The sequence below is a fragment of the Lachnotalea glycerini genome, assembly GCF_003201285.1.
GTDB classification, from domain to species: Bacteria; Bacillota; Clostridia; order Lachnospirales; family Lachnospiraceae; genus Lachnotalea; species Lachnotalea glycerini.
Genome location: NZ_QICS01000007.1, coordinates 152051 through 173616, shown reverse-complemented (window position 1 = coordinate 173616; position 21566 = coordinate 152051). Strand labels below are relative to the sequence as shown.

Genomic DNA, 21566 nt, shown 5'->3' with positions numbered 1-21566 from the left:
GATGGGTGTGCAAGAACTTTTTACGCCTACCAGTTGATGTGTGTGTGAATCGAATGAATGGAGGTAACTATGAATAGAAAAAAAATATACCCACTCTATATGATTGTTGCATCTGTAGCAGTGTTTATTATATTTTTTATAATACCATCAACAATTGGGTATATATATGCATTTACAAACTGGAGTGCTGCCAGAACCAATTCCCTTAAATTTGTAGGATTGGATAATCTTGTTGAAGTGTTAAAAAACAGAAAGGTACCAATCGCTTTTGTAAATACATTAATTTATGCAGGTATAAAAACTATTGTAGTTACAATCCTTGGTTTTGTCTTTGCTTATATTTTAAATAGAAATATACGAAGCAGAACAGCTCTTCGTACAGTATACTTTATTCCGGCTATTTTTTCTGCTTTAGTAGTTGGACTTATATTTACAGCTGTTTTTCAGACAAGACATGGTACGATCAATAATATTTTAAATGCATTAGGAATTGATAGTATTCAGTGGCTTGGAAGTCGGTGGAGTGCAATATTTGCAATATGTTTTGCAGAAATTTGGAGAAACATAGGCTATGCAATTATTATAACATTAGCTGGGATGCAGTCCGTATCCACTGATTATTTTGAAGCAGCTAAAATAGACGGAGCCTCTGAATGGAAATTATTTAAAAATATAACATTACCGCTCATTATGCCTACTGTGAATGTTAACATTTTGTTTAGTTTGATTTACGGGCTCAAAATGTTTGATTTAATTTATGTTATGACATCTGGTGGTCCGGGAAATTCAACAGAAAGTTTTGGTACTTTGATAATGAATGAAATGTCTGCAGGACGTTATTCTATGTCAGTCGCTGTCAATCTAGTATTTACCATATTATTGGTTGCTATTTCAGGATTATATCAAAAGTTTAGTGAAAGGTGGGAGCATATAGAATGAGTAAAAAAACCAAAAGTATCAATATATTACTGGAATTTATTCTGTGGATATTAAGTATTGTTACCATTTATCCAATTCTTATGGTAGTTATGACTTCCTTTAAAACAAAAGGAGAAGCGAGCTATCTGAATGCTTCCTTACCGACAAATTGGCAATTCGCCAACTATATGACCGTGTTTGATAATAATTTTTTACAAAGCTTTGGTAATAGTATTTTTATTACTGGCTTAGGCGTATTGCTGATTTTGATTTTTTCTTCCATATTAAGCTATGTATTGACAAGAAGAGACACTAAAGAATGTAGAATTATGTATAAAGTAATTTCATTTGGAATTATTGCACCATTTGCAGCACTACCTACTATTCAACTGTTAAGGGGGGTTCATTTATATGGTTCACGTATTGGCTTAGTGCTTGTATACAGTGCGTTATATATGCCATTTTCAGTTATGATGTTTAGCAGTTTTATTAAAGAAATACCAAGAGAGCTGGATGAGGCCGCAGTGGTAGATGGAGCAATAGGGTTTAAGCTATTTACAAAGACAATTCTTCCATTATTAAAACCTGTTATTGCAACAACAGGGGTATTAAATTTTATGTGGGTTTGGAATGAATTACAGATACCTATGTATTTACTTAATTCTTCTAGTAAGTGGACATTACCATTATCTGTATATAACTTTTTTGGACAATACAGCAGAAGCTGGAATCTGGTCTGTGCAGATGTAGTTATGGTTTCCATTCCAGTTGTTTTAGTATATATATTTGCACAAAAATATATTATAGCTGGTATGACTGCGGGAGCTGTTAAAGGTTGAGTATGAAGATAAAGAAATAGGAATTGATCTAACGTAATTTTGGAGGAGAGACAAGAATGAAAAAACAATATAATGGAACGTGGGAATCACTTAACTCACATGAAGTTCCTGCGTGGTATCATGATTGCAAATTTGGAATTTTTATTCATTGGGGTTTATATTCTGTACCGGCATATGCTCCAATAACATGGCAATTAGGAGAAGTTCCAATTGACGAAAATTGGTATGCGAATAACCCTTATGCAGAATGGTATTTTAATTCTGTAAACGTCGGAAGAGGACCAACCTATGAACATCATATAAAGACATATGGTATAGATTTTAAATATGAAGATTTTGTGTCAATGTGGAAAGTTGATAATTATAAACCAGATAAGTGGGCAGAATTATTCAGGAAAGCAGGAGCAGCATACGTGGTAATGGTTACAAAGCATCATGATGGATTTTGCTTGTTTCCAAGTAAGTACACGGACTATAATGCAATGAAGAAAGGTCCGAAACGCGATCTGGTAGGAGATTTAACAAATGCGGTAAGAGCACAGGGAATGAAAATGGGCTTATATTACTCTGGCATTCTTGATTGGAGATTTGCCCATGATCCAATTATTGAACAAAATGATAATTTCAACAAGGCTTGTCCTACCTATGAATATGCAGATTATGCATATAATCAATCTTGTGAACTAATTGATAATTATAAACCCTCTGTATTTTGGAATGACATTGGCTGGCCAAAACAAGGAGAACAGAATTTACCCTATTTATTGTCACATTATTATAATAACGTTGAAGAGGGTGTGGTAAATGACAGATTCAATGGACTTTATCATGATTTTAGAACAATGGAATACAAATATGGAGAGTCAAACCGTATGGAAAAGTGGGAAATGAATCGTGGCATGGGCTTATCTTTCGGTTACAATGCGATAGAAGAAGATGATAAAATAATGAGTGTTGAGGATACTATCAGCTTATTGGTAAGTACAGTGTCAAATAATGGGAATCTCTTGTTGAACATTGGACCAAAAGCAGATGGAACCATACCAAAAGAGCAGGAAAAAAGATTGCTTTCAATTGGTCAATGGCTTGCAGTAAATGGAGAAGCAATTTATGGAACTAGATGCAGTAAACGAGAGTCTGCCATTGATGAGAGTGGTGTACAGATTCATTATACAAAAAAGAAAAAGGATTTATATGTTATGCTTGATAAAGTTCCACAAGGGGCATTTGAAGTAGTAATTCCAGATTTAAGCGGAGAAATTAGGGCATTGGATGATAAAATTTTCTATGATTTTGAAGCGTTTGGTACTGGGGTAAAAATAAAGATACACAGTCATCAGACCAGTATAGGCTCAATTGCATTTAAAGTGCCCGGGGGAGAATGAAAATAGAAGGAGTTAGGCTGCATGCTTCCATATCTGTAACTTAGGAATTTACGTAACAATATATATTTAAATTGAAGAATGGTTATTTTAAATTAGCTTTTAACAGTGAATATGCATAAAAAGCATGAGAAAAATACATTAATATGCACTATTGATAAAGACAAATGGATTATGCTATAATAAATTATATAAAAGGATTGTAACTGTTAAGCAGGCAACACCTGAACTAGATAGAACATAAACAAGTTCTGAATTAGTTTAGGTGTTTTTTTATGCAAGGAGGGTAGATCAAGGAGATGTGTTTGCGAATTAAAAAGATATTCAATAATAATATAATCTTAGCTGAAGATGACAAAATGTCAGAATTGATATTGTTGGGGAAAGGAATCGCTTTTAAAAAGTTGACGGGAAGCATAGTTGATGAAGATAAAATAGATAAAACGTTTGTTTTTCAATCGCCTGAAATGTCCTCTAAATTTATCAGTTTGTTAAAAGAGGTTCCTTTAAACCATGTTGAATTAGTAGAAAAGATTATTGTTCAAGCACAGAAAGAATTGAATGTAAAATTTCATGACAGTATCTATATTGGATTGACTGATCACATTAGTTATACAATTTCCAGATATAAATCTGGAATGTTGATGAAAAATGCATTGCTATGGGAAATACGAAAGTACTATCCCAAAGAATATGCAGCTGCAAAAAATGCATTAACTCTTATTGAGTATTATGAAAAAATCTATTTATCAGAAGATGAAATTGGATTTATAGCACTTCATTTTATTAATGCACAACAGGATGGAGAGGATATTCAATTAACAATGATGATAACAGAAATTGTAAATGATGTATTAAACATTGTAAAATATCATTATCAAATTGATCTAGATGAAGATACTCTTAATTACAGTCGTTTTATCACTCATATCCGCTATTTTGCAAGAAGGCTGATTAGTAATGAAATACTAGCATCAGAAGATGATTTTTTATACGAACAGGTGAAAGATAAAATACCACAGGCAAAAGCTTGTGCTGACAAAGTCAAGAAGTATTTTATTAATAAATTTAATGTAGTGATATCGCAAGAAGAAATGATATATTTTATGCTTCATATTAATCGCGTTGCAGAACGAGAGAAAGAGAAATAGAAGTGGATTGTAACCATTATGGGCAATACCTAAACCAAGGCAAGTTAAGTTAGCATAAATAGCAAATACTTGTATTTGATTTAGGTATTTTTAAATTGATATTTGTAAAGAGGAAAGTCGACGCCTTTTTATATGAATATAAAATTTAAGGAGGACAAGATATGAATCATCAGGAATTGGCACAAAAAATATTAGATCAAGTGGGAGGAATAAATAACATTACGCAGTTAGCAAACTGTGCCACTCGATTGAGAATGAACTTTAAGGATGAGTCATTGGTTCATTTAGAAAATATAAAGAAAATTAATGGTGTGATTGGAGCCACTAAAAAATCAGGGCAATATCAAATTATTATAGGCACGGATGTAGGGAATGTTTGTGCGGCAATTAAAAAATTAGGTCAGGTTGATCTAACGACAACGCCTGAAAAAAAGAATAAAAAAATAGATCAATTAATGGATATTTTTGCATCCATTTTCACACCAGTGATACCAGCAATCACAGCGGCTGGTATGATTAAGGCAATGTTAGTTGTTTGTGTTTTGCTTGGCATGTCAAAAGAGTCACAAGTGTATAGTATCATAAGTTTTATAGCAGATGCAGGATTTTATTTTTTGCCAATTATGCTGGCTTTTTCATCAGCTAATAAACTAGGATGTAATCCATATATGGCAGCAATGATTGGAGGGGTTTTATTACATCCAAACTTTGTAGCAATGGTATCAGCAGGTGAACCGATTTATTTATTAGGATTGCCAGTTAAATTAGTGAGTTATGGCTCTAGTGTAATTCCTATTATTTTAGCAGTATGGCTAATGACATATGTGGAACGCTTTGCAGATAAGATATCTCCAAGACCAGTAAAATTTTTTATGAAACCAGTATTAACGATACTAATTGTAGCCCCTATTGTACTGATTATATTAGGACCATTAGGTTCTTATATCGGTATGGGTATTGCAACAGTAACAGATTTTTTAAATGTACATGTTAGTTGGTTAGTTCCTACTTTAATGGGTGCGTTTATGCCTTTGTTAGTATTAACGGGTATGCATTGGAGTTTCCTGCCGATTCTTATGACATCTTATTCTACCTATGGGTATGAAGCAATAATGGGACCTGGAAGTTTAGTTTCTAATATATGTCAAGGTGGCGCATCTTTAAGCGTAGCCCTAAAAACAAAAAACAAAGAATTGAAGCAGCTAGCTTCTTCGGCTGGGATTACAGCTTTAATGGGTATTACAGAACCTGCAATGTATGGAATTACTTTAAAGCTAAAAAAACCATTGATTGCAGTTATGATTGGTGGAGGAATAGGTGGCTTCTATGCCGGACTGATGGGAGTAGTTCGGTACACGTCAGGTACGCCAGGACTTCTTTCCCTTCCAATTTTTATTGGCGAAAATCCAATGAATATCGTACATGCGTGTATTGCATGTATAATAGGTTTTATTGTAACATTTGTATTAACTTGGATGTTTGGCTTTGAAGACCCAGCGGATTCAGAGATTGATAAGCAAGAAAATAAGAATGTAGTTAAAAAGAATCCATTGAGTAAAAAGATTGCAATTTATAGTCCAACGAGTGGTAAAACAGTTCAATTATCAAAAGTAAATGATGAAACGTTTGCCAAAGAAATTACAGGAAAAGGGATAGCAATCGATCCGTTTGATAACAAAATAGTAGCTCCGTTTGATGGGGAAGTATTAACTGTATTTCGAACAAAACATGCAATTGGCCTGGTAAGTACAGAAGGAGTAGAATTGCTTATTCATATTGGTATTGATACAGTAGAATTGGAAGGAAAGTATTTTACTGCATATGTTCATGATGGTGATCGTATTAAAAAGGGTGATGTATTAATTGAATTTGATCAGAATGCAATTAAAGCAGCTGGATATGAATGTATCATTCCCATTATTGTAACAAATACAGAAGATTATCTGGACGTAATTGGTATTAAAGAAGAAAATGTGGAAAGTGGTGAACAAATAATCACTGTATTTTAAGGAGGGAACAATGGTAATAGAAAATGACTTTTTGTGGGGAGGGGCAATGGCTGCTAACCAGTGTGAAGGAGCCTATCTAGAAGATGGAAAGGGAATGTCTCCAATGGATATTCTCCCCTGCGTACAATGTGGAAGAAAAGAGGCTATGTATCATCCAGGAATAGCAATGGAAAAAGACTATGAATATTATCCAAGTCATGAGGGGATTGATTTTTATCACAGATACCAAGAAGATATTGCTCTATTAGCAGAGATGGGAATCAAGGCTTTTCGTACTTCAATAAGTTGGGCAAGGATTTTTCCAAATGGTGATGAGGTTTTGCCCAATGAGTTAGGGCTTCAATTTTATGATAACCTATTTGATGAATGTTTAAAATATAAGATAGAACCTATAGTTACAATATGCCATTTTGATACTCCGCTTTCTTTAACAATGAAGTATGGTGGATGGGCAGATCGAAGAGTCATTGAGTTCTATTTGGCATACTGTGAGGTGTTATTTAAGAGGTATGAGAAGAAAGTAAAATATTGGATGACATTTAACGAAATTAATATGATAACGCATATTCCATTTTTTGGCGGTGGAGTGATGATAAGAGAGGACGAAAAGGCAAATCAAATTACTTATCAGGCTGCACATCATCAACTAGTTGCAAGCGCACTTGCAACAAAGCTGGCACGTACGATTAATGAAAAGATGCAGGTGGGATGTATGTTGGCAGCAGGCTCTTTTTATCCATATAGTTGTAATCCGCAAGATGTTTGGCAGGCTATTGAGAAAAACCAAGATACTTATTTGTTCATAGACGTGCAGGTGAGAGGAAAATACCCAAGCTATGCGCAGAGAATATGGAATGAAAAGAACGTGACTCTTAATATGCAAAAAGGTGATAAGGAAATATTACAAGCGAATACAGTTGATTTTATTGCCTTTAGTTACTATTCCAGCCGATTAACCAGTGTGGATTTAGAGTTTTCGAACAATATTGTAGATGGGAATGCTATTCAAACATTAAGAAATCCGTATCTAGATATCACGCAATGGGGAAGACAGATTGATCCCCTTGGTCTTCGAATTACGATGAATGAATTATATGACCGCTATCAGAAGCCTTTATTTGTTGTAGAAAATGGTCTGGGAGCTGTTGACAAAGTAGAAGCAGATGGTAGTATTCAAGATGATTATCGTATCGATTATACAAAGAAGCATATTGAAGAGGTAAAAGCGGCGATGAATGATGGTGTGGAATGTCTTGGCTATTTAACCTGGGGCTGCATTGATTTAGTAAGTGCAGGAACCGGTGAAATGGAGAAGCGATACGGATTTATTTATGTAGATCGCGATAATAAAGGAAATGGAACATTAGAACGTAAAAAGAAAAAATCTTTTGTTTGGTATAAAAAAGTAATAGAATCAAACGGAAAATTGTTGTAAAAAAGAACAATCAGGTGCAATTTGTACTTGATTGTCTTTTTTTGTACTAAATTAAATAATAGATAAAAACTTATCGATAAGTATTTGTTTATATATTATAATCTCATGTTTGACAGTTGTAACGTTAAAAAGGCTGGAATCCACTGTATTTACTGGATTACAGCCTTTTATAATTCTCATAAAAAGTGAGTAATGTTTTTATTTTTTTGTATCCTTAAAAATTTTTTTCATCTGTTTTGTACTAACAATCTGATAGTCTGTATGAAAGCAAAATACGTCATGAAGTGCATCTGTAAAATCTGTTTTCATAATTCTAAAACATTCTTCGATTTCCCACCGCTTATGTTTGATTTTTGATATTTCTGTAGCATCATCTTGGGTGACTCCAGTTGTTTTAATAAGACGTTTATAGTCATTTTGATTATGTTTTTTCACATCTTTAGGTCTTGATTCGATTAGTTTTTTTGCACGTTCGATTTGGGAACTACGAACCCGTGATGACTGACTAAAAGAATAGTTGAAACATATTGAAAAAAGATTTATAATATAAATACTTAAATTATTTTTATGTAAATAAAGCAATAAGGAGGATTATAATGTTCAAAAGAGCAAATGAAAATTTTATAATTCCAGATAATGCAGTATTATTGACGGAAGAAGAGATGATGGAAGTTGAAGGTGGAGGTTTTAAGGCAAAGATAACAAAAAAAATAGTCGAATTTATTGCAAATTATATAATTGCAAAAGGTGTTGATTATTTATGGGAACATAGAAAAGCTATATGGGATTCTTTTGTGAAAGGGTTAGAGCCTACAGATGCTACGAAAGCAACTGCATATTATAAGACTTTTAGTCAATCAATACCTCATTAAAGATGAAAAATGTGGTTAAATTTATATTATGTTTTGTATTAAGTAAGTTTACAAGTTATATTTTGTTGATACTAAGTGTAAAAATAAATATCTTTATTGATTTTATCATTTTTTTTATAAGTTATTTATTTATAACAGAAATAGAAGAAATTATTAAAAAATATAAAGAATAATATGATAAATAACTTGGGGATGGAAGATTAATTATCCATCTCCATTAATATATAATAGAGGAAAATACATGGAAATTTTATCGAATTTAAAAATAAGGTCTTTTTTATTAATTGTTATGGCAGGATTTATCATTGTATTTCTTCTGCCTTTGGATTCCTTGTTTTTTGTAAAATATATGAATGAATCTGTTTGGTACAAAGTACAATCGGATATTTGTTGTTATCTGATTCCTTTATTGGTAATATTATTTTATCTTTTAAAAAATGAGAAACATGTTACTATCTTTTTTCAAAATAAAAGATTTGAAATTAAGGATATCCTGCTTTCGGATGGAGGTGCTCTATTGTTAGGAACAGGAATCACTTGCTTTCTTGTCTTTAACCTAATTTATTTTAATGATTTTACAGAGCCTGTTGGTAACTATTTTAATTCAACAGATGGAGTTCTTTATAGTTTTTTTGAGGGGGTGTTTTTAGCACCATTTTGTGAAGAAATTATATTCAGAGGATATTTACTGGAGCGAATGCATAAGAAGTGGGGAACAAAAAAAGCAATTGGGATTAGTGCATTTATATTTGGAATATTACATTTGGGTGGTTTTGTTTCTTCTTTTATTGTAGGCATCTTATTTGCTATTATAAGATTTAAATATCAATCTCTTGTTCCAAGTATGTTAGCTCATATGTTAAACAATATTATAGTAATAGGATTAAAAAGTTTCTTCTTAGATCAGAGCGCTAATGTAAATTCAGCCAGTGAGAAAGTATCTTTCAATCTTTATCTAGGAATCATGGGTATATCATGTGTCATGATTTTAATTGGAGGAATATTGATTTGGATTTTTTTAAAGAGAAATTGTAAAGGAGCACAACATGAAACTTACCGTATTAGTAGATAATAATTCCAATACATGAGGTAGGATTTTGATTATCCTGAAATATTAGGATTAACTAATATTCTTAAAAGTGAAGAAAACTGCTAACTATTTAAAGGGTTAAAAAATTGTTGTAAAAAAGAACAATCAGGTGCAATTTGTACTTGATTGTCTTTTTTTGTACTAAATTAAATAATCGATAAAAACTTATCGATAAGTCTTTATTTATATATGATAATATAGTAGAATAATAAAGTATATTTTAGGAAGGAAGGTATAACATGTTAGAACAAGCGTATTACAACAAAGCAGATGAAATTATTGCACAACATGGTAGAACGCAAAAAGCTCTGATACCTGTTATTCAGGATATTCAGGCAAACTATCGCTATCTACCAGCAGAATTATTAAGTTATGTTGCAAAGCAGCTAGGAATTAACGAAGCTAAAGCCTATAGTGTGGCTACATTTTATGAGAATTTTTCCTTTGAAGCAAAAGGAAAATATGTGATTCGTGTTTGCGATGGTACAGCCTGTCACGTAAGGAAATCCTCGTTGATTTTAGACAGGCTCTATAAGGAACTAGGACTATCAAAGGAAAAACACACAACAGACGATATGATGTTTACACTAGAGACAGTTTCCTGTTTAGGCGCCTGTGGACTTGCACCTGTACTTACTGTAAATGATGAAGTATACCCAGCAATGACACCGGAAAAAGTAAGTGAACTAATGAAAGAATTGAGAGGTGAAAAGGCATGAGATTAGAAACAAGAGAAAATCTTAAGTCAGCAAGAGCCTCGGCAATTAATAAAATAAAAAAGGAAAATTGCCGCATCTTGATTTGTGCAGGTACCGGCTGTCTGGCTGGTGGTTCAGATAAAATATATAAAAAATTGAAGGAAATGGCCAAAGGAGTAGAAGGTGTTACTTTAGAATTTGGAGAAGAAGCAGCACATGTTGGAGTGCATGAAAGTGGTTGTCATGGTTTTTGTGAAATGGGTCCATTGGTAAGAATTGAGCCTTGGAATTATCTTTATATAAAAGTAAAGGAAGAGGACTGTGAAGAAATTTTCAATACAACAATTGTAAAAGGGAAGCCAGTAGAACGCCTGATGTATCACCAGGATGAAATGATATATAAGGAACAAGAGAATATTCCTTTTTATGCAAAGCAGACAAGATTAGTCCTTAAAAACTGTGGACAGATTAACGCAGAGGACATAGAAGAATATATTGCGGCCGGCGGCTATGAAGCGCTAGAAAAGGCATTATTTGAAATGTCACCGAATGACATAGTCAATGAAATTACAAAAGCAAACCTAAGAGGACGCGGTGGCGGAGGTTTTCAGACTGGTTATAAATGGAAACAGGTAGCAAGCCAGCCTGAAAAGATAAGGTATGTAGTCTGTAATGGTGACGAGGGAGATCCGGGAGCCTTTATGGATCGAAGCGTTATGGAAGGGGATCCTCATAAGATGCTTGAGGGGATGGCAATCGCTGCCTATGCAGTAGGAGCGCAGGAAGGCTATATATATGTACGAGCGGAATATCCCCTTGCAATTAAGCGCCTGAAGATTGCAATTGAGCAAGCAGAACAGCGTGGACTGTTAGGTGATAATATTTTAGGCTCAGGCTTCAATTTTCGTATACATATCAACCGTGGCGCAGGAGCATTCGTTTGTGGAGAAGGCAGTGCTCTTACGGCGTCGATTGAAGGTGAGAGAGGTATGCCTCGTACAAAGCCTCCAAGAACCGTAGAACAGGGGCTTTTTGCAAAACCAACGGTATTAAATAATGTGGAAACCTATGCAAATGTTTCTATGATTATTACAAATGGGGCAAAATGGTATCAGGGAATCGGAACAGAGAGCAGTCCGGGAACTAAGGCGTTTGCAATTACGGGAAGTGTTAATAATACAGGATTAATTGAAGTGCCGATGGGGACAACACTTCGAGAAATCGTATATGATATTGGCGGGGGAGTCAAGAACGGTGCAGAGTTTAAGGCAGTGCAAATTGGTGGTCCTTCAGGTGGCTGTTTGGTATCAAACAATCTGGATGTTAAGCTGGATTTCGATTCCTTGAAAAAGCTGGGGGCTATGATTGGATCGGGTGGTCTTGTAGTTATGGATGAAGATACCTGTATGGTAGAGGTAGCCAGATTCTTCATGAATTTTACACAGAATGAAAGCTGTGGTAAATGTGTACCTTGTCGCGAGGGCACAAAGCGTATGCTTGAAATACTTGAACGTATCGTTTCAGGCAACGGTACGTTAGAGGATTTGGACTTGCTAGAGGAATTAGGTGAAGCAATCACCGCAACAGCTCTATGTGGTTTAGGAAAAAGTGCAGCACTTCCGGTGCTTAGTACTCTAAAGAATTTCCGCGAAGAATATGTTGAACATGTGGTTGATAAACGCTGTAAGACAGGTACTTGTCAGGCGATGATTAAGTATAAAATAAACCCAGAAGCATGTAAAGGATGTTCAAAATGTGCACGCAATTGCCCGGTAAATGCAATTAGCGGAAAAGTAAAAGAACCATTTATCATCAATGGTGATAAGTGTATCAAATGTGGTGCATGTATTGAAAATTGTTCATTTGGTGCTATTTATACAGAAAACTAGGAGGAAGGTTGAATATGGATTATATAACAATTGATACAAAGCGTGTACCCATTGAAGGAGAAAATAATATTCTTTCTTTGATTCGTAAGGCTGGTATAGATTTACCGACATTTTGTTATCATTCTGAGCTTTCCATCTACGGAGCTTGCAGAATGTGTGTAGTAGAAGATGACCGAGGACGCATTTTTGCTTCCTGCTCCGAGCAGCCAAGACCCGGAATGGTGATTTATACTAACACAAAGAAAATTCAATCTTACCGCCGACTAATTATTGAACTGTTGCTTTCCTCCCATTGCAGAGATTGTACGACTTGCCAGAAGAATGGGAAATGCTCGTTACAAGAGCTTGCTTATCGAGTTGGAGTACATGCAGTACGTTTTTTGAATAATAAGAAGAAGATACCGCTTGATATGAGTTCACCATCTATAGTGCGTGATCCAAATAAATGTATTTTATGCGGTGACTGTGTTCGTACGTGTGATGAAATTCAGGGAATCGGTGCAATTGATTTTGCATTCAGGGGTTCCGATACACAGGTTATGCCTGCTTTTAACAGAGCATTATCAGAAACAAACTGCGTAGGCTGTGGACAGTGTGCAGTGGTCTGTCCAACAGCTGCCATTTCGGTTCGTACCAATGTAACAGAAGTATGGGATGCAATCACTGACCCAGCCATTCGTGTTGTGGCACAGATAGCGCCAGCGGTTCGAGTAGCAATTGGTGAAAGCTTTCATGTTGCGAGGGGAGAAAACAGCTTTGGTAAATTAGTGGCTGCCTTACGTGTTATGGGATTTGATGAAATTTATGATACTAGTTTCGCGGCAGATTTAACCGTTATGGAGGAGTCGAAAGAATTGGCTGAACGTTTGGAAAAGAGCGAAAAGCTTCCATTGTTTACTTCCTGCTGCCCGGGTTGGGTAAAATATTGTGAAAATCATTACCCAGAATTTACTGATAATATATCAACCTGCCGTTCTCCACAGGGAATGTTTTCACCATTGATTAAGGATTATTTTAAAGAAAAAGACATAAATGAAAATAAGAAAACAATAGTGGTATCTATCATGCCATGTACAGCCAAGAAAGGTGAAATTCTTCGTCCAGATAATTTCACAGATGGCAAACAGGATACTGATTATGTGATTACGACACAAGAAGTCATTCGAATGATTAAGCAGGTTGGCATTCAATTTGAACAGCTAGAGGAAGAAGCAGCAGATATGCCATTTGCCGTAGCATCGGGTGGCGGTACTATTTTCGGAGCCACTGGTGGCGTAACAGAAGCAGTACTTCGAAAACTTGCCAAGGATAAAAGCTATCAGAACTTAAAGGAAATCAGCTATATCGGTGTCAGAGGCGAGGAAACGGTAAAAGAAACTACAGTAACCTTAGGTGACAGAGAAGTAAAAATAGCAGTCGTTCATGGACTGGCAGAGACAGGAAGGCTGTTAGAACGCATCAAGGCAGGAGAAGTAAGTTATGATTTTGTAGAGGTTATGGCTTGCAGAAGAGGTTGCATTATGGGCGGAGGACAGCCACCATTTGCAGGAGACAGGACAAAGAAGGGCAGAATGGATGGATTGTATAAGGCCGATGTAATGTCAAACATTCGCTATCCGGACGAGAATCCTGTATTAAACCATATGTATCAAACCAATATAAAAGGAAAAGAGCATAAACTTTTCCACCGAAATATAGTAAAGTAATAAGTGTTAAACAAAATATAGAAAATAAGGGCAGAATCCACGATGAATAGGATTGCCCTTATTTTTTTATACTCTATACATTTCAGAATGTTAAGAGTGACAGCTTATATACTTGTCTAAAAGTACTATAATTAATTAAAATAATGTTAAATATATAACAAAATGTACAATATGACCATTATTAATTCTTTATGTTTCTAATATTTTCATTAGGTATCTTTGGTGTTATCCTCTTTTTGTGGCAAATATAACGAAAAACAAAATGGAAGGGTAGGTACAAAAATGAATTATTACGAGGAAAGTTTAAAATTACACGAAAAGTTTGCAGGCAAGATAGAAGTAAAATCAAAAGTTGCAATTACAACAAGAGAAGATTTAAGTCTTGCATATACCCCAGGGGTAGCAGAGCCATGTAAAAGGATCCATGAAAATGAAGAGGATGTTTATAAATATACAGCAAAGGGAAATCTTGTTGCAGTTGTTACAGACGGCACTGCAGTGTTAGGACTTGGTGATATCGGACCTAAGGCAGGACTTCCGGTAATGGAAGGAAAAGCAATTCTTTTTAAAGAATTTGCAGACGTGGATGCCTTTCCAATCTGTCTTGATACAAAAAACGTAGATGAGATTGTACAGGCAGTTAAGCTGATTGCTCCGGGTTTTGGTGGAATTAATTTGGAGGATATCTCAGCACCTAGATGCTTTGAAGTTGAAGAAAAATTAAAAAAGGAACTCGATATTCCGGTCTTTCATGATGACCAGCATGGGACTGCAATTGTAGTATTAGCGGGCATCATCAATGCATTAAAGGTAGTAGGTAAAAAAATCAACGAAATAAAGGTGGTTGTAAATGGAGCAGGAGCAGCAGGTACTGCTATTACAAAATTATTGTTGTCCTCTGATGTAAAGGAAATGATTGTCTGTGACAAGGTCGGCATTTTATATAGAGGAATGGAAGGTGTAGATGATGCGAAAAAGGATTTGGCAAAAATAACAAATCCAAATGTTATCAAAGGTGACTTAAGTGATGCACTAAAAGATGCAGATGTATTTATCGGTGTTTCTGCACCCGGTATCGTTACAAAGGAAATGGTAAGCACTATGAATAAGGATGCGATTCTCTTTGCAATGGCAAATCCAACACCGGAAATTATGCCGGATGAGGCAAAAGCCGCAGGTGCTAAAGTAATAGGAACAGGAAGATCGGATTTTGCAAATCAGGTAAACAATGTATTGGCATTTCCCGGAATATTTAAGGGTGCATTAAAAGTCAGAGCAAAGGAAATCAATGAAGAAATGAAAATTGCAGCGGCCTATGCAATTGCATCTATGATAAAGGACGAAGATCTAAATGAAAATAATGTAATTCCAAACGCTTTGGATAAAAGTGTCGCAGATAATGTGGCAGAGGCAATTGAAAAAGCAGCAAGAAAAAGCGGTGTAGCCAGATTATAAAGAAATGTATAAACAATACTATTTATTAGATTTTTTACTTTATAGGGAATGATAACAGGAGGGTTACTATGCAAATTCCAATTAAGAAAACACTTGATAAAATACCAGGCGGTATGATGGTAGTTCCATTATTTTTGGGAGTTATGGTTAATACATTTTTTCCACAGTTTTTAGAAATAGGCGGATTTACAACTGCGTTGTTTAGTAAGACAGCATCGACTCCCATATTAGCCTGCTTTATGTTTTTGATCGGATCACAGATACATTTTAAATTAGCGCCAAAGGCAGTCAAAAAAGGAGTTCTTTTAATAACCGGTAAATTTATTGTAGGTGCAGGTATAGGTATTGCGGTAGGAAAAATATTTGGTTCGGCTGGAGTACTTGGATTGTCACCACTTGCTGTATTAGCAGCCTTAACAAACTGTAATGGTGGTTTATATGCTTCCTTGGCTTCTCAATATGGAGATGAAACAGATGTAGGAGCTTATGCACTTTTATCAATCAAGGACGGACCATTTTTTACACTGGTTGCTCTGGGAGCATCAGGACTTGCACAGGTACCATTTAAGGCGTTGGTTGCAGTTCTTATTCCAATTGTCATTGGTATGATTTTAGGAAATATAGACTCTGATATGAGAACTTTTTTAGGCAGCAGTAAATTACTGTTGATTCCATTCTTCTCTTTCCCTTTAGGAGCAGGTATGAATTTAGAAACCATTGTTACGGCCGGGGGTCCAGGCATATTACTTGGAGTTCTCGCTTCCTTTACCGGAGTTGGAGCCTACATATTATTAAAGTTATTTAAGGAGGAGCCGATTATCGGTCTTGCAACAGGATCGACAGCAGGAAATGCAGTCGCAACTCCGGCAGCAGTAGCCGCCGCAGATCCGACATTAGCTGTGATAGCAACCGCAGCCACTGCACAGGTGGCAGCATCTTGTGTGGTATCCGCTATTCTTTGTCCATTTATTGTTTCCTTTGCATTTAAAAAGCTTAGTAAAAGCAAAGTAATGAAGCAAAAGAATGCAGCAGAAACAGCAATATAAAGTTAATATAGAATAAAAAGGTGCTGCGCACTGCAGATTTTCATCAGCTAGTGCGACAGCACCTTTTTGTCGATTCTTATAATGCGATTGTTTATTGCTTAAAAATTTGTTACAATAAATATCATAATAATTAGAGTGAGGGATGTACGTGAAGAAGAGCATGAAGCTGCAAAGCAAGATTATTTTATTGGTAATTGCAGTCGTATTCGTATCAATTACAATCATAATTTCCTTTGTTGCATCATGGATGACGAGAAATATTGAGAATGAGGCGAGAATAAATATTATGAATGTGGCAAAACTGGTGGCACATTCAAGTGAGGTAATAGAGGCGTTAGAAGAACAAAACCCAGATGAAAATCTTGCATTTTTCATTAATCGGCAACTTGAAAATCTTGAGTTGGTGGATTATATCATAGTTGCAGATAAGGACGGAATACGCTATTCACATCCAAATCAAAATATGATAGGAAAGCGGTTTGAGGGCGGAGATGAATACCGTGTTATCAATACAGGAGAAACTTATATCTCAGAAGCAACGGGTACACTTGGTAAATCTTTAAGGGCTTTTACTCCGGTTTACGATTCAGAGCAAAAGAATGAAATAGGATTTGTTTCAGTTGGAGCACTGATCAAGAGAGTGGAAGTGGCCAAGCATACCGCAATTTTATATATTATTTTAATTGGAATCGGTGGTCTTTTGGCTGGTGTAATTGGAGCCTTTTTATTAGCCAATAATATAAAGCATACACTGCTTGGTCTTGAGCCGGAAGAAATAACAAGGTTATATAATGAAAAGATGGGAATATTAGATGCCATACATGAGGGGCTGGTTGCAGTGGACAAAATGGGTATGATCACGCTTATGAATGATTCTACCTTTCACATATTAAAGCTTCAAAGTTTTGCATATAAGGAAGAGATGATGGGGCAAAGCCTTGAAAACATAATTCCAAATACAGGATTATTACATGTATTGGATACTGGCAAGGCGGAATTGGATGATGAACAGAGATTAAATAACACGGTCATTGTGATGAATCGGATTCCTATTATACATCAAGGTGAGGTTGTGGGCGCTATTGCCAGTATCCGTGATAAAACAGAGGTCATTAAAATGGCAGAGGAATTGACGGGAGCCAAGAAGATGGCGTGGTCATTGAGAGCACAAAATCATGAATTTATGAACAAGCTTCATACCATTTCCGGCCTCATTCAACTAAATGAATATGAGGAAGCCTTGCAGTTTATTTCAGAGGTGGCTAAGGTAAGAAGCAATATCAGCAATATTTTAGCACAAAATATGAAAGATAGGTTTTTGTCAGCACTCTTACTTGCAAAATATAACAAGGCAGAGGAGGCTAGGGTAAAACTCAGAATAGATAAAGCATCAAAGCTTGCAAACCTGCCTCAGAATATGACATCACAGGAGATAGTATCAATAGTAGGGAATTTGATAGAAAATGCATTGGACGCAGTAAAAAACGATGGAACCGGAGAAATTCTTGTTAAAATCTTGGAAGACGATCAATTCTTAAACATACAAGTAAAGGATAACGGATGTGGAATCCTTCCTGAGTATAGAGAGAAAGTATTCGAACAGGGTTTCTCAACAAAAGAGGGGCAAAGAGGACATGGTATGTATATTGTGAAAAGGATAATTGATGAGTTTAACGGTAACATTAAATTTGATACAAAGAATGGTGTTTCATGGAATATTCAAATACCAATGTAGGGGGGAAGAGGTTTGATAGGATCTATGATTGTTGAAGACGATCCGATGGTTTTAGAGATTAATTCAAAATTTTTAAAAAGAGTAGAAGGTTTTACTTTATATAAGGCAGTTACGAATCTGGAAGACGCAAAAAGGGAAATAGCAGTAAGAAAGCCTGAACTTATTTTGCTGGATGTATATCTGCCAAAAGAAAATGGAATTGATTTATTAAAATGGATCAGAAATCAGGAGCTGGATATTGATATTATTTTAATAACAGCCGATAAAACAATGGAACGAATACAAGAGGCTTTTCGATATGGTGTGGTAGATTATCTGATTAAACCATTTAGCTTTGAACGTTTTAAGGAGGCACTTCTTCAGTTTAAGGAAAGACATGACAGTTTTCAACAATGTGAGGTAATGGAACAAAAGGATTTAGATAAACTGATATCAAGCAGCCAAAGCTCACAAAATGAAGATGATATGGCTAAGGGTCTTAACAAATATACTTATCATATCATTTGGGAAGAGATAGAAAATGGAAGCTATGAAATTTTTACTGCTGAGAGTCTGGCGGAAAAATTGCAGATAGCAAGAGTAACAGTAAGAAGATATCTGGAATTTATGGAAAAGGAAGAAAAGATAGATAAGCTGGTCGAGTATGGTAAAGTAGGCAGGCCACAGCATAAGTATCGAAGACTTTAAATTTAAAATCAGGAGGAATCAAGTATGGATTCACAAATGGAATCAGTGATATCAATTAAGGATTTACACATGAGCTTTGGTGCGAAGCCTGTACTAAAGGGAATTAATCTAGAAATACAGGGAGGTCAAATAATCGGATATATCGGACCAAACGGAGCAGGCAAAAGTACGACAGTCAAAATTTTACTCGGTATATTGGAAGGGTATGAAGGGGAGGTTAAAATATTTGGTGAGAATTTAAGTTTTGGAAATATTCAATATAAGAAAAAAATAGGCTATGTACCTGAAACTGCACAAATGTATGACAGCTTGACAGCACAAGAATATCTTACCTTTATCGGTGAGCTTTATGGTATGAATCCTGTTAACATTGACAGTAAAGCGTTTCAACTAATGTCATTATTTGGTATAGGAGATAACTACAGTTCAAGAATCTCATCCTTTTCAAAGGGAATGAAGCAAAAGGTTCTTATAATCGCAAGCTTGCTGCATAATCCGGATATCCTGTTTTTTGATGAGCCGTTAAGTGGATTGGATGCGAATAGTGTAATGATTTTTAAGGAGATTATTGCTGAACTAGCCGCTCAGGGAAAAACCATTTTTTATTCTTCCCATATTATGGAAGTAGTAGAAAAAATAAGTGACAGAATCATTCTAATAAATGATGGACAAATTGTAGCAGATGGTTCGTTTGCAGAGCTTCAGAAAATGAGCAGTGAAGGTTCACTTGAGGGCATCTTTAATCAACTGACCGGTTTTAATCAATATAAAGAAATTGCTGATTCATTTATTTCTGTATTAAAAGAGGGGTAAGATGAAAGAATTTAAAATATTAAAGATATTAGATAAAATTAGTTTTATTTTTAAGTCCGTTGATATTGATTATCCACTGATGAGAAAAATCATACAGATTAAATTATTGATGGACGAGAGAAGAGTTCCAACTGTTATGATGAATAACAAGAGTAATGCACAAGCAAAGAATTCTTTTCGCTCTTCTTTGTTGCTTTATTTGTTTGTTGGTGCATTTATTGGTTTATTTATTTTCATACCGTTACCTATATTCATTAAGATGAATATTATATTGGGAATGCTTATTTTTATGATTATGACAACTATGATTTCAGACTTTTCTACCGTTTTGCTGGATATAGAAGATAAAAATATATTGCTTCCAAGACCAGTTGATGCGAAAACGCTTAATATGGCTAAGTTGATTCATATCCTCATTTACCTAATTGGTATTACCTTTGCTATTACAGGCGGAACACTTTTATTTGGCACTATAAGATTTGGAATTGCATTTTTCCTATTAATGCTTTTCGAAATTATTTTGATTTGCAGCTTTTCATTATTTGTCACATCGCTGTTATACTATGCCATTCTTGCAATTTTTAGTGGCGAAAAGCTGAAAGATATAATAAATTATTTTCAAATAGCCTTATCCATCTTTATGACAATTTCCTATCAGATGATAGGACGAATTTTCAATATTGCTACTATCAATGTTGAAGTGAAAAAGCATGTATGGGATTTTTTATTACCAACAGCTTGGTTTGCCGCACCTTTTCATATACTGTTAAATCAAGAGTTTGATATTCATTATATTATTTTAGGAGCATTGGCTATTATCATACCAACTGTTACACTTATTATATATAGTAAAGTAGTTGCTCCCAATTTTGAAAAAAAATTGCAAAAAATAAATAACAGTGAAGGCAGAGTCAAAAGAAAAGAGAGAAAGGAGGCAAGACAAAGGGCGATTGCAGCTTTTTTTTGCAGAACAAACGTAGAAAAAACTTTTTTTCGCTTTACCTTGCAGATGCTTAACAATGAAAGAAAACTAAAACTGAGAATTTATCCATTGCTTGGATTGGCAGTCATCTTTCCCTTTATATTTATGTTTCAGTTTTTTAATGCAGGCAATACCTTTTTGGAGGCATATACACAAATAACAAGTGGAAGATATTATCTGTATTTATACTATACTGCATCACTTCTGGCATCCTTATTTACAATGATAAGTCTGAGTGAAAACTATCAGGGAGCATGGATTTATAAGGTTTTACCGTTAGATGATCCAACAGTGCTTTTAAAAGGAGCCTTTAAGGCCTTTGTGTATAAATACATCGTTCCTGTCTATTTGTTTGTCAGCGTTATCTTTATGGCTGCTTTTGGAGTGAAAATAGCAGACGATTTAATATTGATTTTTGTTAATCTTCTTATTTTAATGCTAGCCATGTTTAAAATTATGAAAAAGGAGATGCCTTTCTATAAAGATTTTCAGTATGCACAAAACAGCAGCAATTCAGCTAAGGTATTTTTATCTTTCATTCTTTGTGCTGGAGAAGCGTTGGTTCATTACATAGCCTGTAGATTTGTTCCGTTTGGAGTGGAATTAAATTTGATTGTTTCAGTGCTGATTTTAATATTTCTGTGGTATATCAGTTTTCAATTTACTTGGAAAGAAGTTGTCAGAGACAGCCAATAAAGAGTAGTTAAAAATGTAGGAGAAACGCATTTTATTATAGTAAATTTGGGAAATTGTGTGCTAATAACACGACAATATATTAAATTTACATAAAATCAAATAAAAGGTTGCTTGTTTTTACAAAATTATGTATGATAATACTAGATGAATAATAATTTGTCAA

17 protein-coding genes and 1 pseudogene are annotated in these 21566 nt (G+C 34.9%); 17 read left to right on the top strand and 1 reads right to left on the bottom strand.

The window, feature by feature from the left end:
- Window positions 1–69 precede the first annotated feature (69 nt).
- The 6 genes from C8E03_RS13945 to ascB all read left to right on the top strand — a co-directional run bounded on the left by C8E03_RS13945 (window position 70) and on the right by ascB (window position 7734).
- Entirely contained in the window at window positions 70–939 is an 870-nt protein-coding gene (locus C8E03_RS13945; RefSeq protein WP_094378239.1) for a carbohydrate ABC transporter permease, read from the top strand.
- Complete coding sequence (locus C8E03_RS13940; protein WP_094378238.1) at window positions 936–1757, top strand: carbohydrate ABC transporter permease; 822 nt, start codon at window positions 936–938, stop codon at window positions 1755–1757. Before C8E03_RS13945 ends, C8E03_RS13940 begins: the two co-directional genes overlap by 4 nt.
- A gap of 56 nt (window positions 1758–1813) precedes the next feature.
- On the top strand, window positions 1814–3142 hold the full coding sequence (locus C8E03_RS13935; RefSeq protein WP_094378237.1) for an alpha-L-fucosidase: 1329 nt from the start codon (window positions 1814–1816) through the stop codon (window positions 3140–3142).
- A gap of 302 nt (window positions 3143–3444) precedes the next feature.
- The gene (gene licT, locus C8E03_RS13930) at window positions 3445–4290 is read left to right on the top strand and encodes a BglG family transcription antiterminator LicT (protein ID WP_110291333.1); all 846 of its coding nucleotides are present in this window, start codon (window positions 3445–3447) and stop codon (window positions 4288–4290) included.
- Window positions 4291–4451: 161 nt separating this feature from the next.
- Window positions 4452–6299, top strand: a complete 1848-nt coding sequence (locus C8E03_RS13925) for a beta-glucoside-specific PTS transporter subunit IIABC (RefSeq protein WP_110291302.1) — start codon at window positions 4452–4454, stop codon at window positions 6297–6299.
- A gap of 10 nt (window positions 6300–6309) precedes the next feature.
- Complete coding sequence (gene ascB / locus C8E03_RS13920; protein ID WP_094378235.1) at window positions 6310–7734, top strand: 6-phospho-beta-glucosidase; 1425 nt, start codon at window positions 6310–6312, stop codon at window positions 7732–7734.
- Between the two features lie 198 nt (window positions 7735–7932).
- Here ascB and C8E03_RS23020 read toward each other — a convergent pair.
- A pseudogene (locus C8E03_RS23020) lies at window positions 7933–8310 on the bottom strand (IS1634 family transposase); the annotation flags it as partial.
- A 20-nt stretch (window positions 8311–8330) separates the two neighbouring features.
- Here C8E03_RS23020 and C8E03_RS13910 point away from each other — a divergent pair.
- The 11 genes from C8E03_RS13910 to C8E03_RS13860 all read left to right on the top strand — a co-directional run bounded on the left by C8E03_RS13910 (window position 8331) and on the right by C8E03_RS13860 (window position 21403).
- Window positions 8331–8606 (top strand): hypothetical protein, encoded by a 276-nt coding sequence (locus tag C8E03_RS13910; protein ID WP_110291301.1) that lies wholly within the window; start codon window positions 8331–8333, stop codon window positions 8604–8606.
- Between the two features lie 241 nt (window positions 8607–8847).
- On the top strand, window positions 8848–9678 hold the full coding sequence (locus C8E03_RS13905; protein WP_110291300.1) for a type II CAAX endopeptidase family protein: 831 nt from the start codon (window positions 8848–8850) through the stop codon (window positions 9676–9678).
- 257 nt (window positions 9679–9935) lie between these two features.
- The gene (locus C8E03_RS13900) at window positions 9936–10415 is read left to right on the top strand and encodes a complex I 24 kDa subunit family protein (protein ID WP_094378232.1); all 480 of its coding nucleotides are present in this window, start codon (window positions 9936–9938) and stop codon (window positions 10413–10415) included.
- Window positions 10412–12283 (top strand): NADH-quinone oxidoreductase subunit NuoF, encoded by a 1872-nt coding sequence (locus C8E03_RS13895; RefSeq protein ID WP_094378231.1) that lies wholly within the window; start codon window positions 10412–10414, stop codon window positions 12281–12283. The genes C8E03_RS13900 and C8E03_RS13895 overlap by 4 nt, the downstream gene beginning before the upstream one ends.
- 14 nt (window positions 12284–12297) lie before the next feature.
- Window positions 12298–13989 carry a [FeFe] hydrogenase, group A gene (locus tag C8E03_RS13890; RefSeq protein ID WP_110291299.1) on the top strand — a complete coding sequence of 564 codons (1692 nt, stop codon included), beginning with the start codon at window positions 12298–12300 and terminating at the stop codon, window positions 13987–13989.
- A 282-nt stretch (window positions 13990–14271) separates the two neighbouring features.
- Entirely contained in the window at window positions 14272–15444 is a 1173-nt protein-coding gene (locus C8E03_RS13885) for an NAD(P)-dependent malic enzyme (protein WP_094378229.1), read from the top strand.
- Window positions 15445–15512: 68 nt separating this feature from the next.
- On the top strand, window positions 15513–16490 hold the full coding sequence (locus C8E03_RS13880) for a 2-keto-3-deoxygluconate permease (RefSeq protein ID WP_094378228.1): 978 nt from the start codon (window positions 15513–15515) through the stop codon (window positions 16488–16490).
- Between the two features lie 148 nt (window positions 16491–16638).
- Window positions 16639–18225 (top strand): ATP-binding protein, encoded by a 1587-nt coding sequence (locus C8E03_RS13875; RefSeq protein ID WP_110291298.1) that lies wholly within the window; start codon window positions 16639–16641, stop codon window positions 18223–18225.
- A 12-nt stretch (window positions 18226–18237) separates the two neighbouring features.
- The gene (locus C8E03_RS13870; RefSeq protein WP_094378226.1) at window positions 18238–18912 is read left to right on the top strand and encodes a response regulator; all 675 of its coding nucleotides are present in this window, start codon (window positions 18238–18240) and stop codon (window positions 18910–18912) included.
- A 24-nt stretch (window positions 18913–18936) separates the two neighbouring features.
- Window positions 18937–19725 carry an ABC transporter ATP-binding protein gene (locus C8E03_RS13865; RefSeq protein WP_094378225.1) on the top strand — a complete coding sequence of 263 codons (789 nt, stop codon included), beginning with the start codon at window positions 18937–18939 and terminating at the stop codon, window positions 19723–19725.
- Window position 19726: 1 nt separating this feature from the next.
- A complete protein-coding gene (locus tag C8E03_RS13860; protein WP_110291297.1) occupies window positions 19727–21403 on the top strand; it encodes an ABC-2 transporter permease in 1677 nt (558 codons plus the stop codon).
- Window positions 21404–21566: the final 163 nt, after the last annotated feature.

Excerpts from the sequence above, each read along its gene's own strand:
- C8E03_RS13945 (WP_094378239.1), top strand. The coding sequence starts at position 70 with ATGAATAGAAAAAAAATATACCCACTCTATATGATTGTTGCATCTGTA.
- C8E03_RS13940 (WP_094378238.1), top strand. The coding sequence starts at position 936 with ATGAGTAAAAAAACCAAAAGTATCAATATATTACTGGAATTTATTCTG.
- C8E03_RS13935 (WP_094378237.1), top strand. The coding sequence starts at position 1,814 with ATGAAAAAACAATATAATGGAACGTGGGAATCACTTAACTCACATGAA.
- C8E03_RS13925 (WP_110291302.1), top strand. The coding sequence starts at position 4,452 with ATGAATCATCAGGAATTGGCACAAAAAATATTAGATCAAGTGGGAGGA.
- ascB (WP_094378235.1), top strand. The coding sequence starts at position 6,310 with ATGGTAATAGAAAATGACTTTTTGTGGGGAGGGGCAATGGCTGCTAAC.
- C8E03_RS13910 (WP_110291301.1), top strand. The coding sequence starts at position 8,331 with ATGTTCAAAAGAGCAAATGAAAATTTTATAATTCCAGATAATGCAGTA.
- C8E03_RS13905 (WP_110291300.1), top strand. The coding sequence starts at position 8,848 with ATGGAAATTTTATCGAATTTAAAAATAAGGTCTTTTTTATTAATTGTT.
- C8E03_RS13900 (WP_094378232.1), top strand. The coding sequence starts at position 9,936 with ATGTTAGAACAAGCGTATTACAACAAAGCAGATGAAATTATTGCACAA.
- C8E03_RS13895 (WP_094378231.1), top strand. The coding sequence starts at position 10,412 with ATGAGATTAGAAACAAGAGAAAATCTTAAGTCAGCAAGAGCCTCGGCA.
- C8E03_RS13890 (WP_110291299.1), top strand. The coding sequence starts at position 12,298 with ATGGATTATATAACAATTGATACAAAGCGTGTACCCATTGAAGGAGAA.
- C8E03_RS13885 (WP_094378229.1), top strand. The coding sequence starts at position 14,272 with ATGAATTATTACGAGGAAAGTTTAAAATTACACGAAAAGTTTGCAGGC.
- C8E03_RS13880 (WP_094378228.1), top strand. The coding sequence starts at position 15,513 with ATGCAAATTCCAATTAAGAAAACACTTGATAAAATACCAGGCGGTATG.
- C8E03_RS13865 (WP_094378225.1), top strand. The coding sequence starts at position 18,937 with ATGGATTCACAAATGGAATCAGTGATATCAATTAAGGATTTACACATG.
- C8E03_RS13860 (WP_110291297.1), top strand. The coding sequence starts at position 19,727 with ATGAAAGAATTTAAAATATTAAAGATATTAGATAAAATTAGTTTTATT.